The following is a 19779-nucleotide window of genomic DNA, read 5'->3' on the forward strand; positions in this document are numbered from 1 at the left end:
GACACCATGGTGAAGGACAGCCTGTGGCGCCGCCGCGCGGTGCTGGGCGTGGCGGCGGGTTGCGCCATGCCGCGCCTCGCCGCCGCGCAGGGCGGCTGGCCGGAACGGCCGGTGCGCATCGTCATCCCCTTCGGCGCCGGGGCCTCCCACGATGTGCTGGTACGGATGCTGGCGGAGCAGTTGCAGGTGAGGCTCGGCCAGCCCTTCGTTTGCGAGAACCGCGTCGGCGCCGGCGGCAACATCGGCACCGAGGCGGCGGCCCGCGCGGCGCCGGACGGCTACACGATCAACGCCGCGACCATCGGCACGCTGACTATCAACCAGTTCCTCTATGCCAAGCTGCCCTACGATCCGGCGCGCGACTTCACGCCCGCGACGCTGATCTGGGAAGGGGCCAACTGCCTGTTCGTGTCGGAGAAGAACCCGTCCCGCACGCTGGCCGAGTTCATCGCCTGGGCCAGGGCACGCCCTAACGGTACCACCTTCAGTTCCGCCGGCGCTGGCACGACGCCGCACCTGGCGGGCGAGCTGTTCTACCGCAAGGCGGGATTCCGCGCGCAGCACGTGCCCTATCGCGAGGGCGGGCAGCGGGTGCTGGACCTCGCCAGCGGCACGCTGGACTTCGCGGTGGACAACGTCGCGACCTATACAGCGCTGCTGGGGGAGGGGAAGGTGCGCGCCATCGCGGTCGCCGCCGCGCAGCGCTGGCCGACGCTGCCGGAGGTGCCGACCATGGCCGAGGCCGGCATGGCGGGGATGGAGGTGCCGACCTGGGGCGCCTTCGCCTTCCCCGCCGGTACGCCGCCGGCGGTGGTGGCGAAGCTGGCCGAGGCGGTGCGCCAGATCACTGCCGACCCCGCCATGCAGCAGCGCTTCCTGCGCGCCGGCGGCCGGGCGGTGTCCTCGACACCCGAGGACACCGCGGCCTTCGTGGGCCGGGAGCGCGAGCGGTGGCAGGGGGTGGTGCGGGACTCGGGTGCGCGGATCGACTGATCCGTCAGCCCACGCGGAAGCCCCGGTAGTTGTCGCGCACCACCTCCTCGCAGATCCGGGTGTAGTTCCCGAAGCCGCCGACATAGGGCAGGAAGACGCGCGGCTTGCCCGGCACGTTGGCGCCCATGTACCAGGAGTTGGCGACCGGGAAGAGCGTGCGGTCCGCCACCTCGTTGACGTGGGCAACCCAGTTCTCCTCCGCTTCCGGCTCGGCCTCGATGGTGGCGATGCCGTGCGACTGCAGATGCGCCAGACAGTCGGCCACGAAGCCGACATGCTGCTCGATGGCGACCACCACGTTGGTCAGCACCGAGGGGCTGCCCGGGCCGGTGATGATGAAGAAGTTGGGAAAGCCCGCGATCATGATGCCGAGATAGGTCTTCGGCCCGTCCCGCCACTTGTCGCGCAGCGCCTCGCCGCCGCGCCCGCGGATGGCGATGCGGTCCAGTGCACCGGTCACGGCATCGTAGCCGGTGGCGAAGATGATACTGTCGAACGGGTAGTCCCGTTCCGTCGTGCGCAGGCCCTCACGCGTCACCCGCTCGATCGGCGTCCGGCGGACATCGACCAGCGAGACGTTGTCGCGATTGAAGCTGTCGTAGTAGTCGGTATCGACGCAGATGCGCTTGGTGCCGATCGGGTGGTCCTTGGGCACCAGCGCCTCGGCCACCTCCGGGTTTCGCACGATGGCGCGGATGCGGGTGCGCACATAGTCGGCGGCGGCCTCGTTAGCCTCGGGACGCACAAAGATGTCGTTGAAGGCATGGGTGTAGTTGGCGCCGCCACGGCCCCAGCGGCGCTCGTACTCTGCCTGCCGCTCTGGCTCCTCAACGTCGAAGGTGCCGCGCTGACTGTACTCGTAGAGGATGCCGGAGCGGGTGTCGCGCGCGCGGGCGCGGTGCTCCGCGTAGTTCGCCTTCCAGGCGGCCTGCTTCTCCGGCGCCAGCGGTTCGTTCCAGGCGGGGATGCTGAAGTTCGGCGTGCGCTGGAACACGGTGAGATGCGCGGCCTGCTTCGCCACCACCGGGATGGTCTGGATGCCGGAAGAGCCGGTGCCGATCACCGCGACGCGCTGGCCGGTGAAGTCCACTGGCTCATGCGGCCAACTGCCGGTGTGGTACCAGCGGCCCCCGAACTCCTCCAGCCCCGGCATCTCGGGCCGTTTGGCGGCGGACAGCGCGCCGGTCGCCATGATGCAGAAGCGGGCCGAGACGCGGTCGCCTTTGTCGGTCTCGACGTGCCAGAGCTTCGCCGCCTCGTCGAAGGTGGCGGCGGTGACGCGGGTTTCGAACCGGATGTCCCGCTTCAGGTCGAAGCGTTCGGCGGCGTGCTCGATGTAGCGCAGGATCTCGGCCTGCGCCGGGTAGCGCTCGGTCCATTCCCAGTCCTGCTGCAGCTCATCCGAGAAGGAATAGGAATACTGCAGGCTTTCCACGTCGCAGCGCGCGCCGGGGTAGCGGTTCCAGTACCAGGTGCCGCCGACGCCGCTGCCCGCCTCGAAGCCCCGCGCCGTCAGGCCGAGCTGGCGCAGGCGATACAGCATGTAGAGGCCCGCGAAGCCCGCCCCCACCACCACGGCGTCGCAATCCGCCCGGCCGCGGTCTGGCACAGTGTCATTCATGGCGCATCCCATGGGCTCTTTGTGAGGGCTTCCGCCCGGACCTGTCGTCGCAACAACAGGCTTGACGAACGCTTTGGTCCGATAAGATACTAAACGGTAAGTCGGGCTGTCCACCAGGAAGTTGATCCGGCAATCAAGGCCTTGGGGGAGGATCGCGTGCGGCCAGTTGCCTGCCGTCCGGCTGAACGGCGTGCCCGAGCAGAGATGCGCGATGCTTGACCTCGTCCTGGCGCAGGCGGTCAACGGGCTGGTGCTCGGCTTCGTCTATGTGCTGATCGCGGTCGGCCTTTCGGTCATCTTCGGGCTGCTTGGCATCGTCAACTTCGCGCATGGCGCCTTCTTCGCGCTCGGCGCCTATTTCACCGTCAGCCTGCAGGCGCAGTTCGGCTGGTGGGCGGTGCTGCTGGCGCCCTTCGCGGTGGGCGTGGTCGGCGCCTTGGTCGAGCTCACGCTGATCCGCCGCCTCTACGGGCGCGAGCCGCTGACCGTTATCGTCCTCACCTTTGCTCTGGCGCTGTTCCTAGAGGCGCTGATCCGCCTCGCCTGGGGCACCCGCAGCTATCCCTTCTCGCCGCCGCCGTTCCTGCGCGGCTTCCTGGAATACGGGCCCTTCCTGATCACCCAGTATCGCCTGGCGGTGGTGGTGGTCACGGTGCTGCTGCTGGCGCTGCTCTGGTTGCTGCTGGTGCGCACGCCCTTCGGCCGCATCCTGCGCGCCGGCAGCCGCGACCCGGAGATGGTGGGGCTGCTCGGCATCAACTTCCCCCGTGTCCTGACCGGCGCCTTCGGCCTGGGCTGCCTTCTGGCGGGCGTCGCCGGCGTGCTGGCGGCGCCGCTGTGGAGCGTCACGCCCTCCATGGCCGCCGGCGCCATCATGCCGGCCTTCGTAGTGGTGACGATCGGCGGCCTCGGCTCCTATGGCGGCGCCATCCTGGCGGGGCTGATGGTGGGGCTGGTGACGGGGCTCGCCGTGCAGTTCTGGCCCGAGGCCTCCTCTGCCGCCATGTACGGGCTGATGGCGCTGGTGCTGCTGCTGCGCCCGCGCGGGCTGCTGGGCGAGCGGTGGGAGCGCTTCGAGTGACGCGCCTCACCCGCAACCCGGCGCTCTGGGCCGGGCTGGCGCTGGCCGCGATGTCCGTGCTGGCGGTGCTGGCCGGCATCCCGCTGTCGCGCGTCACGCAGATCGGCATCTACATGCTCTACGGCGCCGGCGTGAACCTGCTGATCGCTTATGTGGGGCTGACGCCGTTCGGCGCCTCGGTGTTCTTCGGCTGCGGCAGCTACGTGGCGGCGCTGGCCATGCAGCATGTCGCGGGCAACGAGGCGATGGGGCTGCTGGCCGCACTGCTGTTCTCGCTGGTCTTTTCCGTCGTACTGGGGCTGGTGGTGCTGCGGCGGCGCGGTCTGTATTTCTCGCTGCTGACGCTCGCCGCCTCGCAGATCGTCTTCGAGGTGGTGTTCCGCTGGACGGCGCTGACCGGCGGCGAGAACGGGCTGCAGAACCTACCCCGGCCGCTGCTGCCAAACGCGCTGTCCTTCCACCTCTTCGCGATGGCCTCGGTCGTGCTCTGCCTGTGGCTGCTGTGGCGGCTGGTGCATGCGCCGCTGGGCCGCGCCTTCCAGGGGGTGCGGGACAACGAGGCACGGATGGCGAGCCTGGGCTACGACACCTTCCGGCTGAAGCTGGTGGGCTTCGTGCTGACCGGCAGCTTTGTCGGCTTCGCCGGCGGGCTGCTGGCGCTGATGCTGCAGGGCGCCTACCCCAACAACCTGAGCTGGCAGCATGCCGGCGACGCCTTGCTGATGGTGGTGATCGGCGGCGTGCACCACGCCCTCGGCCCGCTCTGGGGCGCCGCCGTCTTCATCCTGCTGGAGGACTGGCTGAGCGCGCTGCTGGAGAACTGGTGGCTGGTCTTCGCGCCGGTACTGATCGTCTTCGCGCTGGCCGCGCCCGAGGGGCTGCACGGCCTGCTGCGCCGCGCCACGGGCCGCGGCGGCTGGAGCCTGGTGCGCCCCGGCCTGCCGCCCCGCCCCGCCGCCATCCGCCCCTACGTCGCCGCCGATGGCGCCGCCCTGGACCCGGCGGTGCCGCTGCTGACCATCCGCGGCCTCAGCCGCCACTTCGGCTCGCTGCATGTGGCGCGCGAGATCGACCTCGACGTCATGCCCCGCCAGCTGCACAGCCTGATCGGCCCCAATGGCGCCGGCAAGACCACCTTCTTCAACATGCTGACCGGCATCCTGCCGCCGAATGCCGGGGAGATCCGCTTTCTCGGCACTGACGTCACCCGCATGGCGGTACACCGCCGCGCCCGGCTGGGGCTGGCGCGCTCCTTTCAGATCATTTCCATCTTCCCGCACCTGACCGCCTTCGAGAATGTCCGCCTCGCCGTGCAGGCCCGCAGCCCGCACCGCCACGGCATCTGGCGCGACGCCCATGCGCTGCGCGAGATCAACGAGGAAAGCTGGTCGTTGCTGGCCGCCGTGGGGTTGGAGGCGCGCGCCGGCGAGACTGCCGACAGCCTGCCGCATGGCGCGCGCCGGTTGCTGGAGATCGCCGTCACCCTGGCCACCGACGCCAAGCTGCTGCTGCTGGACGAGCCGCTGGCGGGGTTGGCGGAGGCCGACCGCGTGGTCGTGTCCCGCCTCATCCGCCAGCTCGCCACCAGCCACGCGGTGCTGCTGGTGGAGCACGACCTCGACCGCGTGGTGGCGCTGTCCGACCGCATTTCCGTGCTGCACCAGGGGCGGCTGATCGCCGACGGGCCGCCGTCCGCCGTGGTGGGGGACCCGGCGGTGATCGCCGCCTATCTCGGCAAGTCGGGTGAGGCGCCGGCGGTATCGGCCGCGCCGCCCTTGGCAGCCCCCGCCGTACCGTCTCAGGCAGGCGAGGAATTGCTGCGGGTGGAGGGGCTGGTCGCCGGCTATGGCGGCAGCAAGGTGCTGGACGGCATCGACCTGCTGGTCCGCCCCGGCGAAGCGGTCGCGCTGCTGGGCCGCAACGGCGTCGGCAAGACCACGCTGCTGCGCGCCATCACCGGCACCGTGCCGGTGACGGAAGGGCGCATCCTGCTGCAGGGAAAGCCGGTCCAGGGGCAGCCCACCTATGCCATCAACCACCGCGGCATCGCCCTGGTGCCGGAAGGGCGCCGGCTGTTTCCCAACCTGACGGTGCGGGACAACCTGCTGATCGCCGCGCGCCCGGGCGGCGCCTCGCTGGAGGATGCCTTCCGGCTGTTCCCCCGGCTGCGCGAGCGCGCTTCCGTGGCGGCGGAGAACCTGTCGGGCGGCGAGCGGCAGATGGGCGCCATCGCCCGCGCGCTGATGACGCCGAGCCGGCTGCTGCTGCTGGACGAGCCTTTCGAGGGACTGGCGCCGGCCATCGTGGCGGAGCTGACCGAGGCCATCCTGCGGCTGCGCGGCGAGCGCGCCATCATCCTGGTGGAGCACCATGCCGAGAAGGTGCTGCCGGTGGTCGAGCGGGTCTACGTGCTGGTCAATGGCCGCGTGGCGCATGCCGGCCCCAGCGCGGATTTCGCGGCGGACCACGCGCTGCAGGCGCGGCTCTTGGGCGTGGTCGAGGCATGACAAACGAAATCAACGAGCGCCGCGAAGGCGACAGGGAGCAAGGCATGGCGCAGGTGAATCACGGGCCGGGGCGGCGGCAGGTCGTGGCGGGGCTGGCGGCGGCGGCGCTGTTACGCCCGGCCATCGGCCGCGCGCAGGGCGGCGAGGCCATCAGGATCGGCCTGGTTTATCCGAAGCAGGGCACCTTCGCCGATCTCGGCGCGGGCGCCGCGGCGGGCGCGCAGCTGATCCTGGAGCAGGCGGGGGCGCGCGTGCTGGGCCGGCCGGTGCAAACCATCTGGCTGGATGACCCGAACCCGCAAAGCGCCCAGCAGAACATGCAGAAGCTGATCGAGGAGGAGAAAGTCACCGCCGTGCTGGGCGGCGCCAGCGGCGCCACGGCGCTGGCGCTGTCCGCCCTCGCCAAGCGCGCCAAGATGCCCTTCATCACGCTCAGCGGCGCCACGACGCTGACGGGCAAGGACTGCAACCGCTACACCTTCCGCTGCAACGCCCCCGCGCCCGTCGCGGTGCGCGCCATCGCGCCGGTGCTGCTGGAACGCGGCAAGCGCTGGTACTTCCTGATGCCGGACTATGCCTTCGGTCAGGATGTCTATGCCGCCTACAAGGCCTTCCTGGACGCTGCCGGCGGCCAGCAGGTGGGCTACGACAAGACGCCGCTCGGCACCTCCGACTTTTCCGGCTTCATCCTGAAGATCCGCCAGGCGCGGCCGGACGTGGTGGTGACCGCGCTGTCGGGCAACGACCTGCCGCTGCTGCTGAAGCAATACGCCGACTTCGGCATGAAGGACGGCGCGCCCATCAGCAGCCCGATCATCACCGATACCGACATCGTCAATGCCGGGCAGCAGGCCTCGGGCATCTACGGCAAGGTCTGGCACTACGAGGACCCGAAGAACTCCGAGGCCGACAACGCCTTCACCAAGGCCTATGTCGCCAAGATGGGCCGCCCGCCGCATGCCAATTCCTTTCTCGCCGCCGTCTCCATGCGGCTGATGCTGGCGGGTATCGAGAAGGCGGGCTCCACCCAGGCGGACGCCATCGTGCGGGCGCTGGAGGGTGTGCGGATCGAGGATGGCGATTTCCCGATCTTCTTTCGCGAATGGGACCACCAGCTGATGCACCGCGCCGTGGTGCTGAAGGTGCGGCCGCAATACACCGACCCGTGGAAGGCGCTGGAGGTGATCAAGAGCGCGCCCGATGCCCCCGCCGGGCTGGACGCGCTCTACGGACAGCGGGCCGACAGCGCCTGCGCCATCGGCGATCTGTGACGGGGGACGGGGACATGAAGCGCTTCGCGGTCATCGGCGCCGGCGCGGGCGGGCTCTGCGCCGCCAAGAACCTGCTGGCGCGGGGGATCGAGGTGACGATCCTCGAGATCGGCTCCAAGATCGGCGGATTGTGGGTTTATGAGAACGACAGCGGGATGAGCCCGGCCTACCGCTCGCTGCACATCAACTCGGAGGCCCGCGTCAGCTCCTTTGGTGACTTCCCGCTGCCGGAGGACGGGGGCCTCTACCCCGACCACCGCGACATGCACCGCTACTTCGAGCGCTACGCCGCGCATTTCGACCTGACGCGGCGCATCCGCTTCAACAGCCGCGTGGTCGCGATCGCGCCGGGGGACGACCGCTTCACCTTGCGGCTGGACAGCGGCGAGGAGGAGGTCTTCGACGGCGTCGTCGTGGCCACCGGGCACCAGAGCGTGCCGCGCCATCCGCCGGAGGTCGTGGCCTTCACGGGCGAATACCTGCACGCCCACGGCTACCGTGTGCCGGAGCCCTTCGCCGGCAAGCGCGTGCTGGTGATCGGCCCGGGCAACAGCGGCGTGGACATCGCGGCCGACATCTGCACGGTGACGGAGCGCACGGTGCTCTGCGCCCGCTCGCCGGTGCTGATCATGCCGCGGATGATGTTCGGCGTGCCGAACTCGCGCATCCTCGGGCTGGTCGAGAAGCCCTGGGTGCCGATGCGCTTGCGCATCTGGTTCCGCTCCATGCTGACGCGCATGTTCCATGGCAGCATGGAACAGTGGGGCTTCCGCACACCCAAGGGCCGCACCCACCCGATCAGCCACCCGACGCTGATCTCGCACATCGCCTGGAAGCGCATCGCGGTGAAGCCCGGCATCCAGGCCATCGAGGGGCGTGAGGTGCGCTTCGTGGACGGCACTGCGGAGCAGTTCGACAGCATCATCGCGGCCACCGGCTATCGCACCGAGTTCCCCTACCTGCCGGAGGAGCACGTGCCGCTCGCCGGTACGCGGCTCGCGCTATACAACCGGGTCTGTCACCCCTCGCTGCCAGGCCTGTACTTCGTCGGCTTCTTCGATGTCAGCGGCGGCAGCAACATCCGCATGATGGACGACCAGTCCGAATACATCGCGGCCGTGGCCAGCGGCGCCGTGACGCTGCCGAGCCGCGAGGCCATGCTGGCCGCCATCGCCGACGACCATGCCTGGGCGGAGAAGCAGTTCCCGCACAGCCCGCGCTACGGGCTGGAGCTGGACCCGCGCCGCTACCGCCATGGGCTGGCGCGCGACTATGCCCGCGCCGGCGTGAGCCGCCCGGCCGCCGCGGCCCCGGCGCCGCAGCCGGCCACGGCCGCGCGCGGCTGATGGCGATGTACGGGCTGCAAGGCCGCGTCGCCCTGGTCACGGGCGGCGGCGGCGGCATCGGGCGCGCCATCGCGTCGCGCCTGGCGGAGGAGGGCTGCGCCGTCGGCATTCTCGACCGGGATGCGGCGGGCGCCGAGCAGACGGCGGCGCTGGTGCGGGCCGCGGGCGTACCGGCGGCCGTGGCGGTCGGCGGCGTGGAGCGACCGGAGGACGTGACGCGGGCCGTGGCGGCGCTGACGGTCGCCCTGGGCGCGGTCGATATCCTGGTGAACAATGCGGGTATCCTGCGTACCGCGCCCTTTCTGGAAACGAGTGCGGAAACCTGGCGCGAGACGCTCGCCGTCAACTTGGATGGCACCTTCCATGTCTGCCATGCGGCGCTGCCGCAGATGGTCGCGCGGCGGCGTGGCGCGATCGTGAACATGTCGTCCTGGACGGGCAAGAAGGGCGTGCCGAACCACTCTGCCTACAGCGCCAGCAAGTTCGCGATCATCGGCCTGACCCAGAGCCTCGCTGGCGAGATGGCCGCGCATGGCATCCGCGTGAACGCGGTCTGCCCTGGCATCATCGTCGACACGCAGATGCGAACCGAAGCCGAGGAACTGAACCGGCGTCAGGGCCTGCCCGACGTCGAAGCCCGGGCAAAGGGCATACCGCTGCGCCGGCCGGGCTACCCACAGGATATTGCACGCGTGGTAGCCTTCCTGGTCTCGGATGAGGCTGACTACATGACGGGGCAGGCGGTCAACATCACCGGCGGGCTCTGGATGTCCTAGCCACGCCTGCGATGCCGGCAATGCCGAAACGACAATGACGGAGGAGCGAAATCATGCGGAAGATCTACCCCGATGCGCGGGCGGCGCTGGAGGGCGTGCTGCGGGATGGCATGCTGATCCATTCGGGCGGCTTCGGGCTGAGCGGCATCCCGACCCTGCTGATCGAGGCGATCCGCGATTCCGGCGTGAAGGACCTGACGGTGGTGTCCAACAACGCGGGCATCGACGGCGCCGGGCTGGGGCTGCTGCTGGAAACGCGGCAGATCCGCAAGATGATCTCCTCCTACGTCGGCGAGAATGCCACCTTCGCCAAGCAGTTCCTGGCGGGCGAGCTGGAGATCGAGTTCAACCCCCAAGGAACGCTGGCCGAGCGCATCCGCGCCGGCGGCGCCGGCATCCCCGCCTTCTTCACCAAGACCGGCTACGGCACGGCGGTGGCCGAGGGCAAGGAAACCCGCGAGTTCGACGGCGAGCACTACGTGATGGAGCGCGGCATCATGGCGGACCTTGCCATCATCCACGCCTGGAAGGCCGACACGGAAGGCAACCTGGTGTTCCGCAAGACGGCGCGCAACTTCAACCCGATGATGGCCACCGCGTCGCGCATGACCATCGTGCAGGTGGAGGAGCTGGTGGAGCCCGGGCAGATCGACCCCGACCACATCCACACGCCGGGCATCTACGTGAAGCGCATCGTGCGCGTGCCGGCCAACTACGAGAAGCGGATCGAGCAGCGCACCACGCGCAAGCGCGTGACCGACCTCAACCCCGCCCACAGCAACGTCGCCTGAGGAGCCCGCCCATGGCCTGGACCCGTGATGAGATGGCGGCCCGCGCGGCGCGCGAGCTGCAGGACGGCTTCTACGTCAACCTCGGCATCGGCATCCCGACGCTGGTGGCCAACCACATCCCCGACGGCGTGTCGGTGCAGCTGCAATCCGAGAACGGCATGCTCGGCATGGGGCCGTTTCCCTTTGAGGGGGACGAGGACGCGGACCTGATCAACGCCGGCAAGCAGACGGTGACGGCACTGCCGACCACGAGCTTCTTTTCCTCGGCTGACAGCTTCGCGATGATCCGCGGCGGGCATATCGACCTGTCGATCCTCGGCGCGCTGCAGGTGGCGGGCAACGGCGACCTGGCGAACTGGATGATCCCGGGCAAGATGGTCAAGGGCATGGGCGGCGCCATGGACCTGGTAGCCGGCGTCAAGAAGGTGGTGGTGCTGATGGAGCACACCGCCGGCGGCAAGCCCAAGCTGCTGAAGGCCTGCACCCTGCCGCTGACCGGCAAGGCGGTGGTGGACGTGGTGATCACGGAACTGGCCGTCTTCAGCATCGACCGCGCGCAGGGGCGGATGACGCTGGTGGAACTGGCCCCGGGCGTCACCGAGGCCGAGATCCGCGACAAGACCGAAGCCGATTACGAAACCAAGCTCGCCTTGGCCGATATCGCTAACTGACGGGTAGACACCCACTGGCACTCTCTGCGCACTTGAGAGTGCGATGTCAAAAGGCTTTGTCGGCAGCGCGGATGTCGGGTCGCTACGGCAGATGGCTGCGCTCAGCCGCCCGAACCGAACGCCTTGCGGCGTCATTCACGGGCACAAACTCAACCTGTTTCTAAACCTGAGAATCTGGTTCGTACGGTAGCTGATGCAGAGACGAAAATCTTCGAGTACGGGATATCATGCCAAATGGGCGGGAGGGGGCGTACCGAGGTCTCGGTGTGAGCTGTTAATACTCGTTGATAGCTCTTTGTGCCGAGCACGGGCGTTCCATTCGCCAACCCGCAAATTTGGGGGCAGAATCCCGAGTCCCTTGGGCGCGCCAGTCTTCTCTGAGAATGCTCTGGAACTCTACGCGTTCAGGGGCCGGCGGTCAGTAACGCGCGGTGGCCTGTTCCGCCGGGCGGGCCGCAGCCACGAAGGCGCGCGTGATCAGCGACGTGGTGACATTGGCGAAGAAGCGCGCGCCCATGGCCGCGTAGCGGTCCTCGTCCGCGGGGTTCAGGGCGATGATACCCGGGCATTTGCCGGCGCCCGAGACCGCCGACAGCCCGGCCGAGATCGCCTGCTGCACCGCGGCCACGCTCCAGTCGCTGCCATGGCCCATGGCGTGGGCGAGGTCGTTGGGGCCGATGAACACGCCGTCCACGCCATCCACAGCCGCGATCTCCGCCGCGCGGCCAATGGCTTCCGGCGTTTCGATCATCGCGATCAGCGCCACGCCGGCATTGCTGCAAGCGGTGTGGGCGTCGCCGCCGAAGGCGCCGTAGCCGGCGGCGCGGTTGCTGAAGGCGGCACCGCGGCGGCCCAGCGGCGGGTAGCGCACCATGTCCACCAGCGCCCGGGCCTCTGCCGCATCCTGGACCATCGGCACCTGCACCGCGCTGGCGCCCATGTCGAGCACGCGGGGGATGTCGGCGGCGAAGCAGCGCACGACGGGGATGATGCCGGCGGCGCGGGCGGCGCGCAGCATGTGCTCGGTGTCGCCGAGGTCGGCGCTGCCGTGCTCGTTGTCGATGATCACGAAGTCGAAGCCGGCATGGCCGCACATCTCCACGATGGCGGGGCTGGGCAGGCCGTTGAACACGCCGCGCAGGCGCCCGCCGGCGCGCAGCAACCCGGGCAGGCGCTGGTCGATGGGGTGGTGGCGGGGATCTGGCATGGCGGGGCCTCGCGGGATGATCAGGGGGTGGCGATGGAAGGTAGTGGCACAGCGTCCCAGCCCGTCAGGCGCTCTATCGCGCGGCCGGCGCGCAGCACTCCCGCCTCGTCAAAAAAGCGCCCGACCACCTGCACGGCGAGCGGCAGCCCGTCGCGGCCCAGGCCCACCGGCACGCTGAGCGCCGGGTGGCCCGAAACGTTGAAGGGGCTGGCCTGCAGCGGCCAGGACACCGGGCCGAGCTGCGAGACGAAGGAGGGCGCCGTGTCCAACGAGATGGCGGTCACCAGCACGTCGTTGTCACGCAGCGCGGCGCTGACGGCGGCGGCGAGGGACGCGCGCAGCCGTTGCGCGTCCAGGTAGTCGGCGGCCGCGATGCCGGCGCCGGGGAGGAAGCGGCCCGCGGCGGCCTCGCCGTAGTCGTGCAGCCGGCGGGCCAGATCGCGGCGGTGGATAGCGAAGGATTCCGCCGCCATGATCACCCGGCTGCAGGCGATGAACTGCGCCAGGTCGGGCAGCGCCACATCGCGTACCACCGCGCCCGCGGTCCGCAGCCGTGCCAGCGTGGCGGCGATGCCGGCGCGCGCATCTGGCGCCAGGGCCGGCTGATCCTCGAAAAAGGCGCGGGGCACGCCGATGCGCAGGCCCCGCACGCCCTTGTCCAGCGCGGCGCGATAGTCCGGCACCGGGTGGTCGATGCTGCCGGGGTCCAGCGGGTCATGGCCGGCCATGTTCTGCAGCGCGATGGCCGCGTCCTCCACGCTGCGGGCGATGGGCCCGCAGTGGTCCATGGTCCAGGACAGGGGGAAGACGCCGCGCCGCGACACCCGGCCGAAGCTGGGCTTCAGCCCCGCGACGCCGCACCAGGCGGCCGGGCCGCGAATGGAGCCGGAGGTGCAGGACGCCGTCGCGACGCGCAGCAGCCCGGCCGCCACGGCGGCGGCGGACCCGGAGGAGGAGCCGCCGGGAATGTGGTCCGTGTTCCACGGGTTGCGCGCGGGGGGGAAGGGCAGGTCGAAGCTGGTGCCGCCGAGCGCGAACTCAAAGGTGGCGAGCTTGCCCAGCAGCACCGCGCCGCCGGCGCGCAGCCGCGCCGTCACCGCCGCGTCCGCCGGCGCCACGTGGTCCAGCCGCAGGCGGGACTGGCAGGTGGTGGGCAGGCCCGCGACGTCGAAGATGTCCTTGGTGGCGTAGGGGATGCCGTGCAGCGGGCCGCGGTCGTGGCCGCCGCGCAGCTCGGCATCCGCCGCGCGGGCGGCGGCGAGAGCGGCGTCCTCCTCCACCCGCACAAAGGCGTGCAGGGTGCCGTCCAGCGCGGCGATGCGCCCGAGGGCGGCGCGGGTCACCTCCTCGGCGGAAAAGGCGCCGCGGCGCAGCCCCTGGCCGAGCTGCGAAACGGACAGTGCCAGCAGGCTCACGCCGCCCCCGGCGGGCGGTAGCCGAGCGGCAGGGGCGCCTCCGCCGGGCAGGCGGCGCGGATCAGCAGCACATGGCGGTGCAGCGCCAGCGCGTCGGCGACCGTCGCCGCCATCCGGTCGGGCGGCAGGGAAATGCCGGCCCCGGCCAGCGCCGCCCGCAAGGCGGCTTCCACGCCAGCGTCCCCGCTCACTGCGCACCCCGGCGGGCGGCGGCGCGCTTGGCCATGTCGGCGAACCACATCAGCGCCACGGTGCCGACGACAAAGACGGTGGAGGCGGCGGCGATGACCGGCGACACGTTGAACTCGATGTCCTCGAACATCTTGCGGGTGATGGTCTTGTGCTCGATGCCGGAGATGAAGAAGGACACCACCGTCTCGTCGAACGAGGCCAGCGCCGCGAACACCGCGCCGGCCAGGATGGCGGGGCCGATCAGCGGCATGGTGATGGACCAGAAGCAGCGCAGCCGGGAGGCACCGAGGTTCAGCCCCGCCATTTCCAGCGAGGGCGGCAGGCGTTGCAAGGCGGCGGACACCACCAGCACCACGTAGGGCACCGCCAGCGCCGTGTGGATCAGCACGAAGCCGAGCCGCGTGCCGGTCAGCCCCAGCGGCGCGAACTGCAGGTAGACCGCGATGGCGACGATGATGTGCGGCACGATCAGCGGGGCCAGCAGCAGCGCTTCCAGCGTTTGCCGCCCGGGCAGGCGGCCGCGCACCAGGGCGATGGCGCCCATGGTGCCGATGACCGAGCTGCACAGCGTGGTCCAGGCCGCGATCTCCAGCGAGAACAGCGTCGCCGCCACCCATTCCGGGTCGCCGAAGAAGGTCTCGTACCATTTCAGCGAGAAGCCGCGCGGCGGGAAGGCGAGGCTCTCGGTCGGGCTGACCGACATTGGCAGGATCAGCAGCGTCGGGATCATCAGGAAGACGAGGATGACCGCGCAAAGCGCCAGGAAGGCCCATTCCCAGGGGCCGGTGCGCCTAGTCATGGGCCACCACCCGGTCCAGCCGCAGCAGGCGCTTGAAGGCGACGGTCAGCCCCAGCGACATCACCAGCAGCACGCAGGAGATGGCGCCGGCGAAGGGCCAGTTCAGCAGCGTGGTCGCCTGCTCGGCGATCAGGGTCGCGATCATCAGCGTCTGCGGACCGCCCACCAGCGCGGGAGTGACGTAGAAGCCGAGCGACATGACAAAGACCAGCAGGCAGCCGGCGAAGACGCCCGGGAGGCTGAGCGGCAGTGTGACGGAGAAGAAGGTCCGCACCCGCCCGGCGCCGAGGTTCAGCGCCGCGCGCGGCAGGTCGGGCGAGATGCTGCCGAGTGCCGAGGCGATGGGCAACACCATGAAGGGCAAGAGCACGTGGGTCATGGCCATCAGCACCGCGCCATTGGTGTAGAGCATGGTCCAGGGTTTGGCTTCCGGGTCCCAGGCCAGCAGCAGGGAGTTGATGACGCCCTTGCGCTGCATCAGCATGATCCAGGCGTAGGAGCGGATCAGCGCTGAGGTCCAGAGCGGGATCATCACGCAGACCAGCGCGATCTTGGCGCCGCGATGCCCGGGCCGCGCCATCAGCGCCGCGATCGGGTAGCCCAGCAGCAAGGCGGACACGGTGCAGACCAGCGCGATCCACAGCGTGCGGACGATCACCTGCCGGTACAGCGGCTCCACCCACAGCCGCCGGTAGTTGTCGAGGCTCAGCGCCGGTTCCGTGACGCTGGTGAGCAGCAGCTTGCCGATCGGCAGAAAGAATGCCCAGGCCAGCAGCAACAGCAGCGGTGCGATCAGCAGCAGCGACAGCGACAGCGGCAGCTGGCCGCGGCGGGATGCGGCGGCCATCAGCCGGGCTCCGGAAAGACGATGGCGCTGCCGGCGGGCCAGCGCGCGATCACCGGCGTGCCCGGCTGCAGCAGGGCGAGTTCCGAGCGCGCGCCGACATCGACACGCAGCGTATCGCCGCCCTGCAGCTCGATCTGCACGGCGGTGTTGGCGCCGTTGAACACGCTTTGGGTGACCTCGCCGCGCAGGCCGGTGGCATCGTTGGCGGCGGCCCGCGCCAGCTCCACATGCTCAGGCCGGACGGCGAGGCGGACGCGGCTGCCGGGCGCCGCGCCCTCGCCCTGCGCCAGGGCCGTGCCGGCCGCGCAGCGCAGCGTGCAGGTCTCGCCCGTGACGGATTCGACCGTGGCGGACAGCAGGTTCATCTCGCCGATGAAGTCGGCGACAAAGGCATCCGCCGGGCGGTCGTACAGGTCGCGCGGGCGGCCGAGCTGCGCCAGGCGGCCGCCGTTCATGACGGCGACGCGGTCCGACATGGTCAGCGCCTCTTCCTGGTCGTGCGTGACGTAGATCACGGTCGCGCCGAGCCGTTGCTGCAACTGGCGAAGCTCGAACTGCATGTGCTGGCGCAGCTTCTTGTCCAGGGCGCCCAGCGGCTCGTCCATCAGGATCACCGGCGGCTCGAAAACAATGGCGCGGGCCAGCGCCACGCGCTGCTGCTGGCCGCCGGAGAGTTCAGCCGGCTTACGCTCGGCATGCGCGTCCAGCTTAACCATCTCCAGCGCGCGGCGCACCTTCTCGTCGCGCTCGGCGCGGCCGACGCGGCGCATGCGCAGCGGAAAGGCAATGTTGTCGGCCACCGTCATGTGCGGAAACAGCGCGTAGCGCTGGAACACCATGGCGATGTCGCGCTTGTTCGGCGCGAGGCGGGTGATGTCGCGCTCGCCGACCGTAAGGCGTCCTTCGTCGGGTTCCTCGAATCCGGCCAGCATCATCAGCAGCGTCGTTTTGCCGGAGCCCGAGGGGCCGAGCAGCGAAACGAACTCCCCGGCGCCGACGGTAAGCGACACGCCGCCCACCGCCGTGACGCTGCCATAGCGCCGCCAGACGTCGTGGATGCCGACCTCAAGGCCGTGGGAGCCACCCGCGCGCAGGTTCATGAGCTGCTGTCCGCAGCCGAGATCGGACGTCTCATTCGTTTGTTCCCAGACATCATAGCGATTCTTGTTGTTGCAAACATCTTTGCCATACGAAGCATCCTTGGCAAGCGGCAAGGAAACGATCTAGGCTCATCACGCACAACAACACAGCGCGGAGAGCCTGCATGCTCGTCAACCGGCGAAGCTTCCTTGCCAGCACCACCATCGGCACCGCGGGCCTGCTCGCGGCACCGCGCGTCCGGGCGCAGGCGCCGTCCCCCACGCTGGAGAATACGCTGGTGGTCCGCACCACGGGCGGCGTGTTCGAGCAGTCGCTGAAGCGCAACTTCTTCGACCCCTTCACCAAGGCGACCGGCGTGCGCGTCATCCCCGTCGCGGCGTCGGACGCCGACATGCAGGCCAAGGCGGCGGCGATGCAGGCGGCGGGCCGCGTGGAATGGGACATCATCTCGCCGCAGATGAGCGAGCTGGCCAACCTGTCGCACCTGCTGGTCGATCTCGGTGACTGCGGCAGCATCCCGAACATGGCGACCGCCTTGCCCGGCACCTGCGGCCGCTACGGCGTGCTCTACCTGGTCGGCGCGCAGGTGCTGGCCTACGACACGCGCAACTACAAGGACCGCCCGCCGCGCACCTGGATGGACTTCTGGAACGTCAGGGATTTCCCCGGCCGCCGCGCGCTGTCCAACAGCGGCGGTCCCTTCGCCACCATCGTTTCGGCGCTGATCGCCGACGGCGTGCCGCGCGACAAGCTGTTTCCGCTCGACCTCGACAGGGCCTTCCGCAAGCTGGATGAGATCCGGCCGCATGTCGCCGTGTGGTGGCGCACCGGCAGCCAGAGCTCCTCGATGTGGGAAAGCGACGACATCGACATGGCGTTGATGTGGAGCGGCCAGGCCTGGGCCACCAAGAAGACGGGCTTTCCGCTGGACTGGAGCTATGAGGACACGCTGGCCAACTTCGGGGCCTGGGCGATCCTGAAGAACTGCCCGCACCCCAATGCGGCGCGCGCCTTCATCAACTTCTACCTGGGCAGCGCCGAGGGCGGCGCCGGCTTTGCCCGCGACGTCGGCTACGCCACGCCCAACACCGCTGCCGCCGCGCTGATGACGCCGGCCGAGCGAGCCGAGCTGATCACCACGCCGGAGATCATGGCCAAGCTGATCGACATGGACCCGGCCTGGGTGCAGCAGAATCGCGCGCGCACCCTGGAACGCTGGAAGGAATGGATCTCGGCGTGAGCGACCTGCCCAGCCCGCGTCTCCAGGCCCCGGAAGGGGCCTGGGATTCGCATATCCATATCCTCGACCCGCGCTTCCCGCCCATCGCGGACGCGGTGTACCAGCCGCCCGTGGCGACGGTGCAGGATTACCGCGCGGTGCAGCAGCGCCTCGGGCTGCGGAAGGCACTGGTGATCCAGTCCTCCACCCACGGCACCAACCATGACTGCCTGCTGGATGCCATCGCGCAGCTCGGCCACGGCACGCGCGGCGTCGGCATGGTGGCGGCCGACGTGGCGCCCGCCGAGCTGCGGCGGCTGACGGACGGCGGGGTGCGTGGCGCGCGCTGCCTGATGACTCCGGGCGGCGTGCTGTCATGGGACGACGTGCCCAGGCTGGCCGCGCGCATCCAGGCGTTCGGCTGGCACACCAACATCCAGATGCGCGGCAACACCTTTCCCGAGCGCTTCGAGGCCATCGCCGCGCTGCCGGGGCGCGTGGTGATCGACCACATGGGCCTGTTCAGCCGGCCGATCGAGCCGGACCACCCGGAGGTGGGCTTCCTGCTGCGGCTGCTGGATAGCGGCAAGGTCTGGGTGAAGCTGTCCGCGCCCTATGGCGGCGGCATCATGGGACCGCCGCCCTTCACCGCCGCCTGGCCGCTGGCGCGTGCCCTGGTGCGGCACGCGCCGGAGCGGCTGGTCTGGGGCAGCGACTGGCCCAACACCTTCATGACGGAGGTCTACAAGCTGCCGCCCGGCGACCCGGCGCTGTTGCTCGACCTGCTGCTGGAATGGGCGGATGACGACGCCACGCGGCGCCGCATCCTGGTGGACAACCCCGAAGCGCTGTTCGGTACCTGATCGCACGGCTCAGGCGGAAACCCAGGCGTTGAACCGGTTCAGCACCGCGGCCCGGTTCGCCGCCAGCCAGTCGTAGTCCACCGTCACGATGCCGGCCAGGCGCTCGGGGCTGGAGATCAGCTCCTCCTTCTCCTCGGCTGACAGGAGCGCCTGGCTGGCCTTGTTGGAGGTGGTGTAGCCGGTTTCGCGCGAGAAGGCGGCATGCGCCTCCGGGTTGGTCATGTAGAAGTCGATGAAGGCGCGCGCCGCGTTGGGGTGCGGGGCGCCCTTCAGGATCGCCCAGGCGCCGAAGTCGGCGATGGCCTGATTGTAGGTCCAGGCCAGCTTGGCGCCGCGCCGCTTGGCGGCGAAGGCCGAGCCGCTCCACATCAGCGACATGGCGATGTCGTCGCCGTCCCACATCTTCTGGCTCTGGTCACCAGTGCGCCACCAGGTGGCGACATGCGGCTTGATGGTATCCAGCTTGCGGAAGATGCGGTCGAGGTCCATCGGGAACAGCTGCTCGCGCGGGATGCCATCCGCCAGCGCGGCCAGGATCAGCGTCGCCCAGGGGCTGCCAGTGTTGGGCAGGGCGCGGCGGCCGGGGAAGTTCTGCACGTCGAAGAAGTCCGCCCAGCTCTGCGGCTTGCGCGACGTGTAGAGGTCGGAATTCCAGGTCAGGCACTGGCCGCCGGTCAGGTACAGCACGCCGTAACGGCCGCAGGTGCCCGCCACGCCGTCACGCGCCACGTTCGGCATGGCGCCGCAATCGCCGAGGTCCGTCAGGTACTGCGAGATCTGCGACAACTCGCTGAACTGCGGCGCGATGATGTCCCATTCCACGCGGCCGGCGGCCTGCATGGCGGCGGTCTTGGCCATCATGTCCCCGTAGGTGGCGGAGAAGGGGATGACGCGCACGCCGGTGGCCTTGCTGAAGGGATCGAAGAAGTTGCGCTTCAGCGAGGCCTCGAACACGCCGCCGGTGCTGCGGATCAGCAGGGTAGATTCCAGGGTGCCCTGGGCCAGGGCGGGGCGGGCCAGCGGCAGGGCGAGGGCGGCGGCGCTGGCGATCAGATGGCGGCGATGCACGGTCATGGCGG

The 19779-nt window shown here is 69.9% G+C and carries 18 protein-coding genes; 10 read left to right on the forward strand and 8 right to left on the reverse strand.

Annotated features, from left to right (window positions below; translation table 11 throughout):
• Window positions 1-6: 6 nt before the first annotated feature.
• On the forward strand, window positions 7-993 hold the full coding sequence (locus IAI59_RS06540) for a Bug family tripartite tricarboxylate transporter substrate binding protein (protein WP_207419473.1): 987 nt from the start codon (window positions 7-9) through the stop codon (window positions 991-993).
• Between the two features lie 4 nt (window positions 994-997).
• Here the strand turns inward: IAI59_RS06540 and IAI59_RS06545 are convergent, their stop codons facing one another.
• A complete protein-coding gene (locus IAI59_RS06545) occupies window positions 998-2614 on the reverse strand; it encodes a flavin-containing monooxygenase (RefSeq protein WP_207419472.1) in 1617 nt (538 codons plus the stop codon).
• A gap of 211 nt (window positions 2615-2825) precedes the next feature.
• On the opposite strand from IAI59_RS06545, the gene IAI59_RS06550 reads away from it, so the two are divergent.
• Genes IAI59_RS06550 through IAI59_RS06580 form a run of 7 tightly spaced genes read left to right on the forward strand, consistent with a single transcriptional unit; the run spans window position 2826 to window position 11057 of the window.
• The gene (locus tag IAI59_RS06550; protein WP_207419471.1) at window positions 2826-3695 is read left to right on the forward strand and encodes a branched-chain amino acid ABC transporter permease; all 870 of its coding nucleotides are present in this window, start codon (window positions 2826-2828) and stop codon (window positions 3693-3695) included.
• Window positions 3692-6202: a branched-chain amino acid ABC transporter ATP-binding protein/permease gene (locus IAI59_RS06555; protein WP_207419470.1), complete on the forward strand. Its 2511-nt coding sequence runs from the start codon at window positions 3692-3694 to the stop codon at window positions 6200-6202. The genes IAI59_RS06550 and IAI59_RS06555 overlap by 4 nt, the downstream gene beginning before the upstream one ends.
• A 44-nt stretch (window positions 6203-6246) precedes the next feature.
• Window positions 6247-7473, forward strand: a complete 1227-nt coding sequence (locus IAI59_RS06560) for an ABC transporter substrate-binding protein (protein ID WP_207419469.1) — start codon at window positions 6247-6249, stop codon at window positions 7471-7473.
• A gap of 14 nt (window positions 7474-7487) precedes the next feature.
• On the forward strand, window positions 7488-8819 hold the full coding sequence (locus IAI59_RS06565) for a flavin-containing monooxygenase (protein WP_207419468.1): 1332 nt from the start codon (window positions 7488-7490) through the stop codon (window positions 8817-8819).
• Window positions 8819-9595 (forward strand): SDR family NAD(P)-dependent oxidoreductase, encoded by a 777-nt coding sequence (locus IAI59_RS06570; RefSeq protein ID WP_237180999.1) that lies wholly within the window; start codon window positions 8819-8821, stop codon window positions 9593-9595. Before IAI59_RS06565 ends, IAI59_RS06570 begins: the two co-directional genes overlap by 1 nt.
• A gap of 53 nt (window positions 9596-9648) precedes the next feature.
• Window positions 9649-10386, forward strand: coding sequence for a CoA transferase subunit A (locus IAI59_RS06575; protein ID WP_207419467.1), 738 nt, complete (start codon window positions 9649-9651; stop codon window positions 10384-10386).
• 11 nt (window positions 10387-10397) lie between these two features.
• Window positions 10398-11057 (forward strand): CoA transferase subunit B, encoded by a 660-nt coding sequence (locus IAI59_RS06580; RefSeq protein WP_207443845.1) that lies wholly within the window; start codon window positions 10398-10400, stop codon window positions 11055-11057.
• Window positions 11058-11475: 418 nt separating this feature from the next.
• On the opposite strand, the gene IAI59_RS06585 is transcribed toward IAI59_RS06580, so the two are convergent.
• Genes IAI59_RS06585 through IAI59_RS06610 form a run of 6 tightly spaced genes read right to left on the reverse strand, consistent with a single transcriptional unit; the run spans window position 11476 to window position 16617 of the window.
• The gene (locus IAI59_RS06585; RefSeq protein WP_207417057.1) at window positions 11476-12264 is read right to left on the reverse strand and encodes an HpcH/HpaI aldolase family protein; all 789 of its coding nucleotides are present in this window, start codon (window positions 12262-12264) and stop codon (window positions 11476-11478) included.
• Between the two features lie 20 nt (window positions 12265-12284).
• Window positions 12285-13679, reverse strand: coding sequence for an amidase (locus IAI59_RS06590; protein ID WP_207417056.1), 1395 nt, complete (start codon window positions 13677-13679; stop codon window positions 12285-12287).
• On the reverse strand, window positions 13676-13870 hold the full coding sequence (locus IAI59_RS06595) for a hypothetical protein (protein WP_207417055.1): 195 nt from the start codon (window positions 13868-13870) through the stop codon (window positions 13676-13678). The genes IAI59_RS06590 and IAI59_RS06595 overlap by 4 nt, the downstream gene beginning before the upstream one ends.
• On the reverse strand, window positions 13867-14670 hold the full coding sequence (locus IAI59_RS06600) for an ABC transporter permease (RefSeq protein WP_207417054.1): 804 nt from the start codon (window positions 14668-14670) through the stop codon (window positions 13867-13869). Before IAI59_RS06600 ends, IAI59_RS06595 begins: the two co-directional genes overlap by 4 nt.
• Window positions 14663-15517, reverse strand: a complete 855-nt coding sequence (locus tag IAI59_RS06605) for an ABC transporter permease (protein ID WP_207417052.1) — start codon at window positions 15515-15517, stop codon at window positions 14663-14665. The genes IAI59_RS06600 and IAI59_RS06605 overlap by 8 nt, the downstream gene beginning before the upstream one ends.
• Entirely contained in the window at window positions 15517-16617 is a 1101-nt protein-coding gene (locus IAI59_RS06610; protein WP_207417050.1) for an ABC transporter ATP-binding protein, read from the reverse strand. Before IAI59_RS06610 ends, IAI59_RS06605 begins: the two co-directional genes overlap by 1 nt.
• 164 nt (window positions 16618-16781) lie before the next feature.
• Between IAI59_RS06610 and IAI59_RS06615 the strand changes: the two genes are divergently transcribed.
• Window positions 16782-17858 (forward strand): ABC transporter substrate-binding protein, encoded by a 1077-nt coding sequence (locus tag IAI59_RS06615; protein WP_207417048.1) that lies wholly within the window; start codon window positions 16782-16784, stop codon window positions 17856-17858.
• Complete coding sequence (locus IAI59_RS06620; RefSeq protein WP_207417047.1) at window positions 17855-18700, forward strand: amidohydrolase family protein; 846 nt, start codon at window positions 17855-17857, stop codon at window positions 18698-18700. Before IAI59_RS06615 ends, IAI59_RS06620 begins: the two co-directional genes overlap by 4 nt.
• A 9-nt stretch (window positions 18701-18709) precedes the next feature.
• On the opposite strand, the gene IAI59_RS06625 is transcribed toward IAI59_RS06620, so the two are convergent.
• A complete protein-coding gene (locus tag IAI59_RS06625; protein WP_207417046.1) occupies window positions 18710-19774 on the reverse strand; it encodes an ABC transporter substrate-binding protein in 1065 nt (354 codons plus the stop codon).
• Between the last annotated feature and the right edge of the window lie 5 nt (window positions 19775-19779).

This window comes from Roseomonas haemaphysalidis (genome assembly GCF_017355405.1).
Lineage (GTDB): Bacteria > Pseudomonadota > Alphaproteobacteria > Acetobacterales > Acetobacteraceae > Pseudoroseomonas > Pseudoroseomonas haemaphysalidis.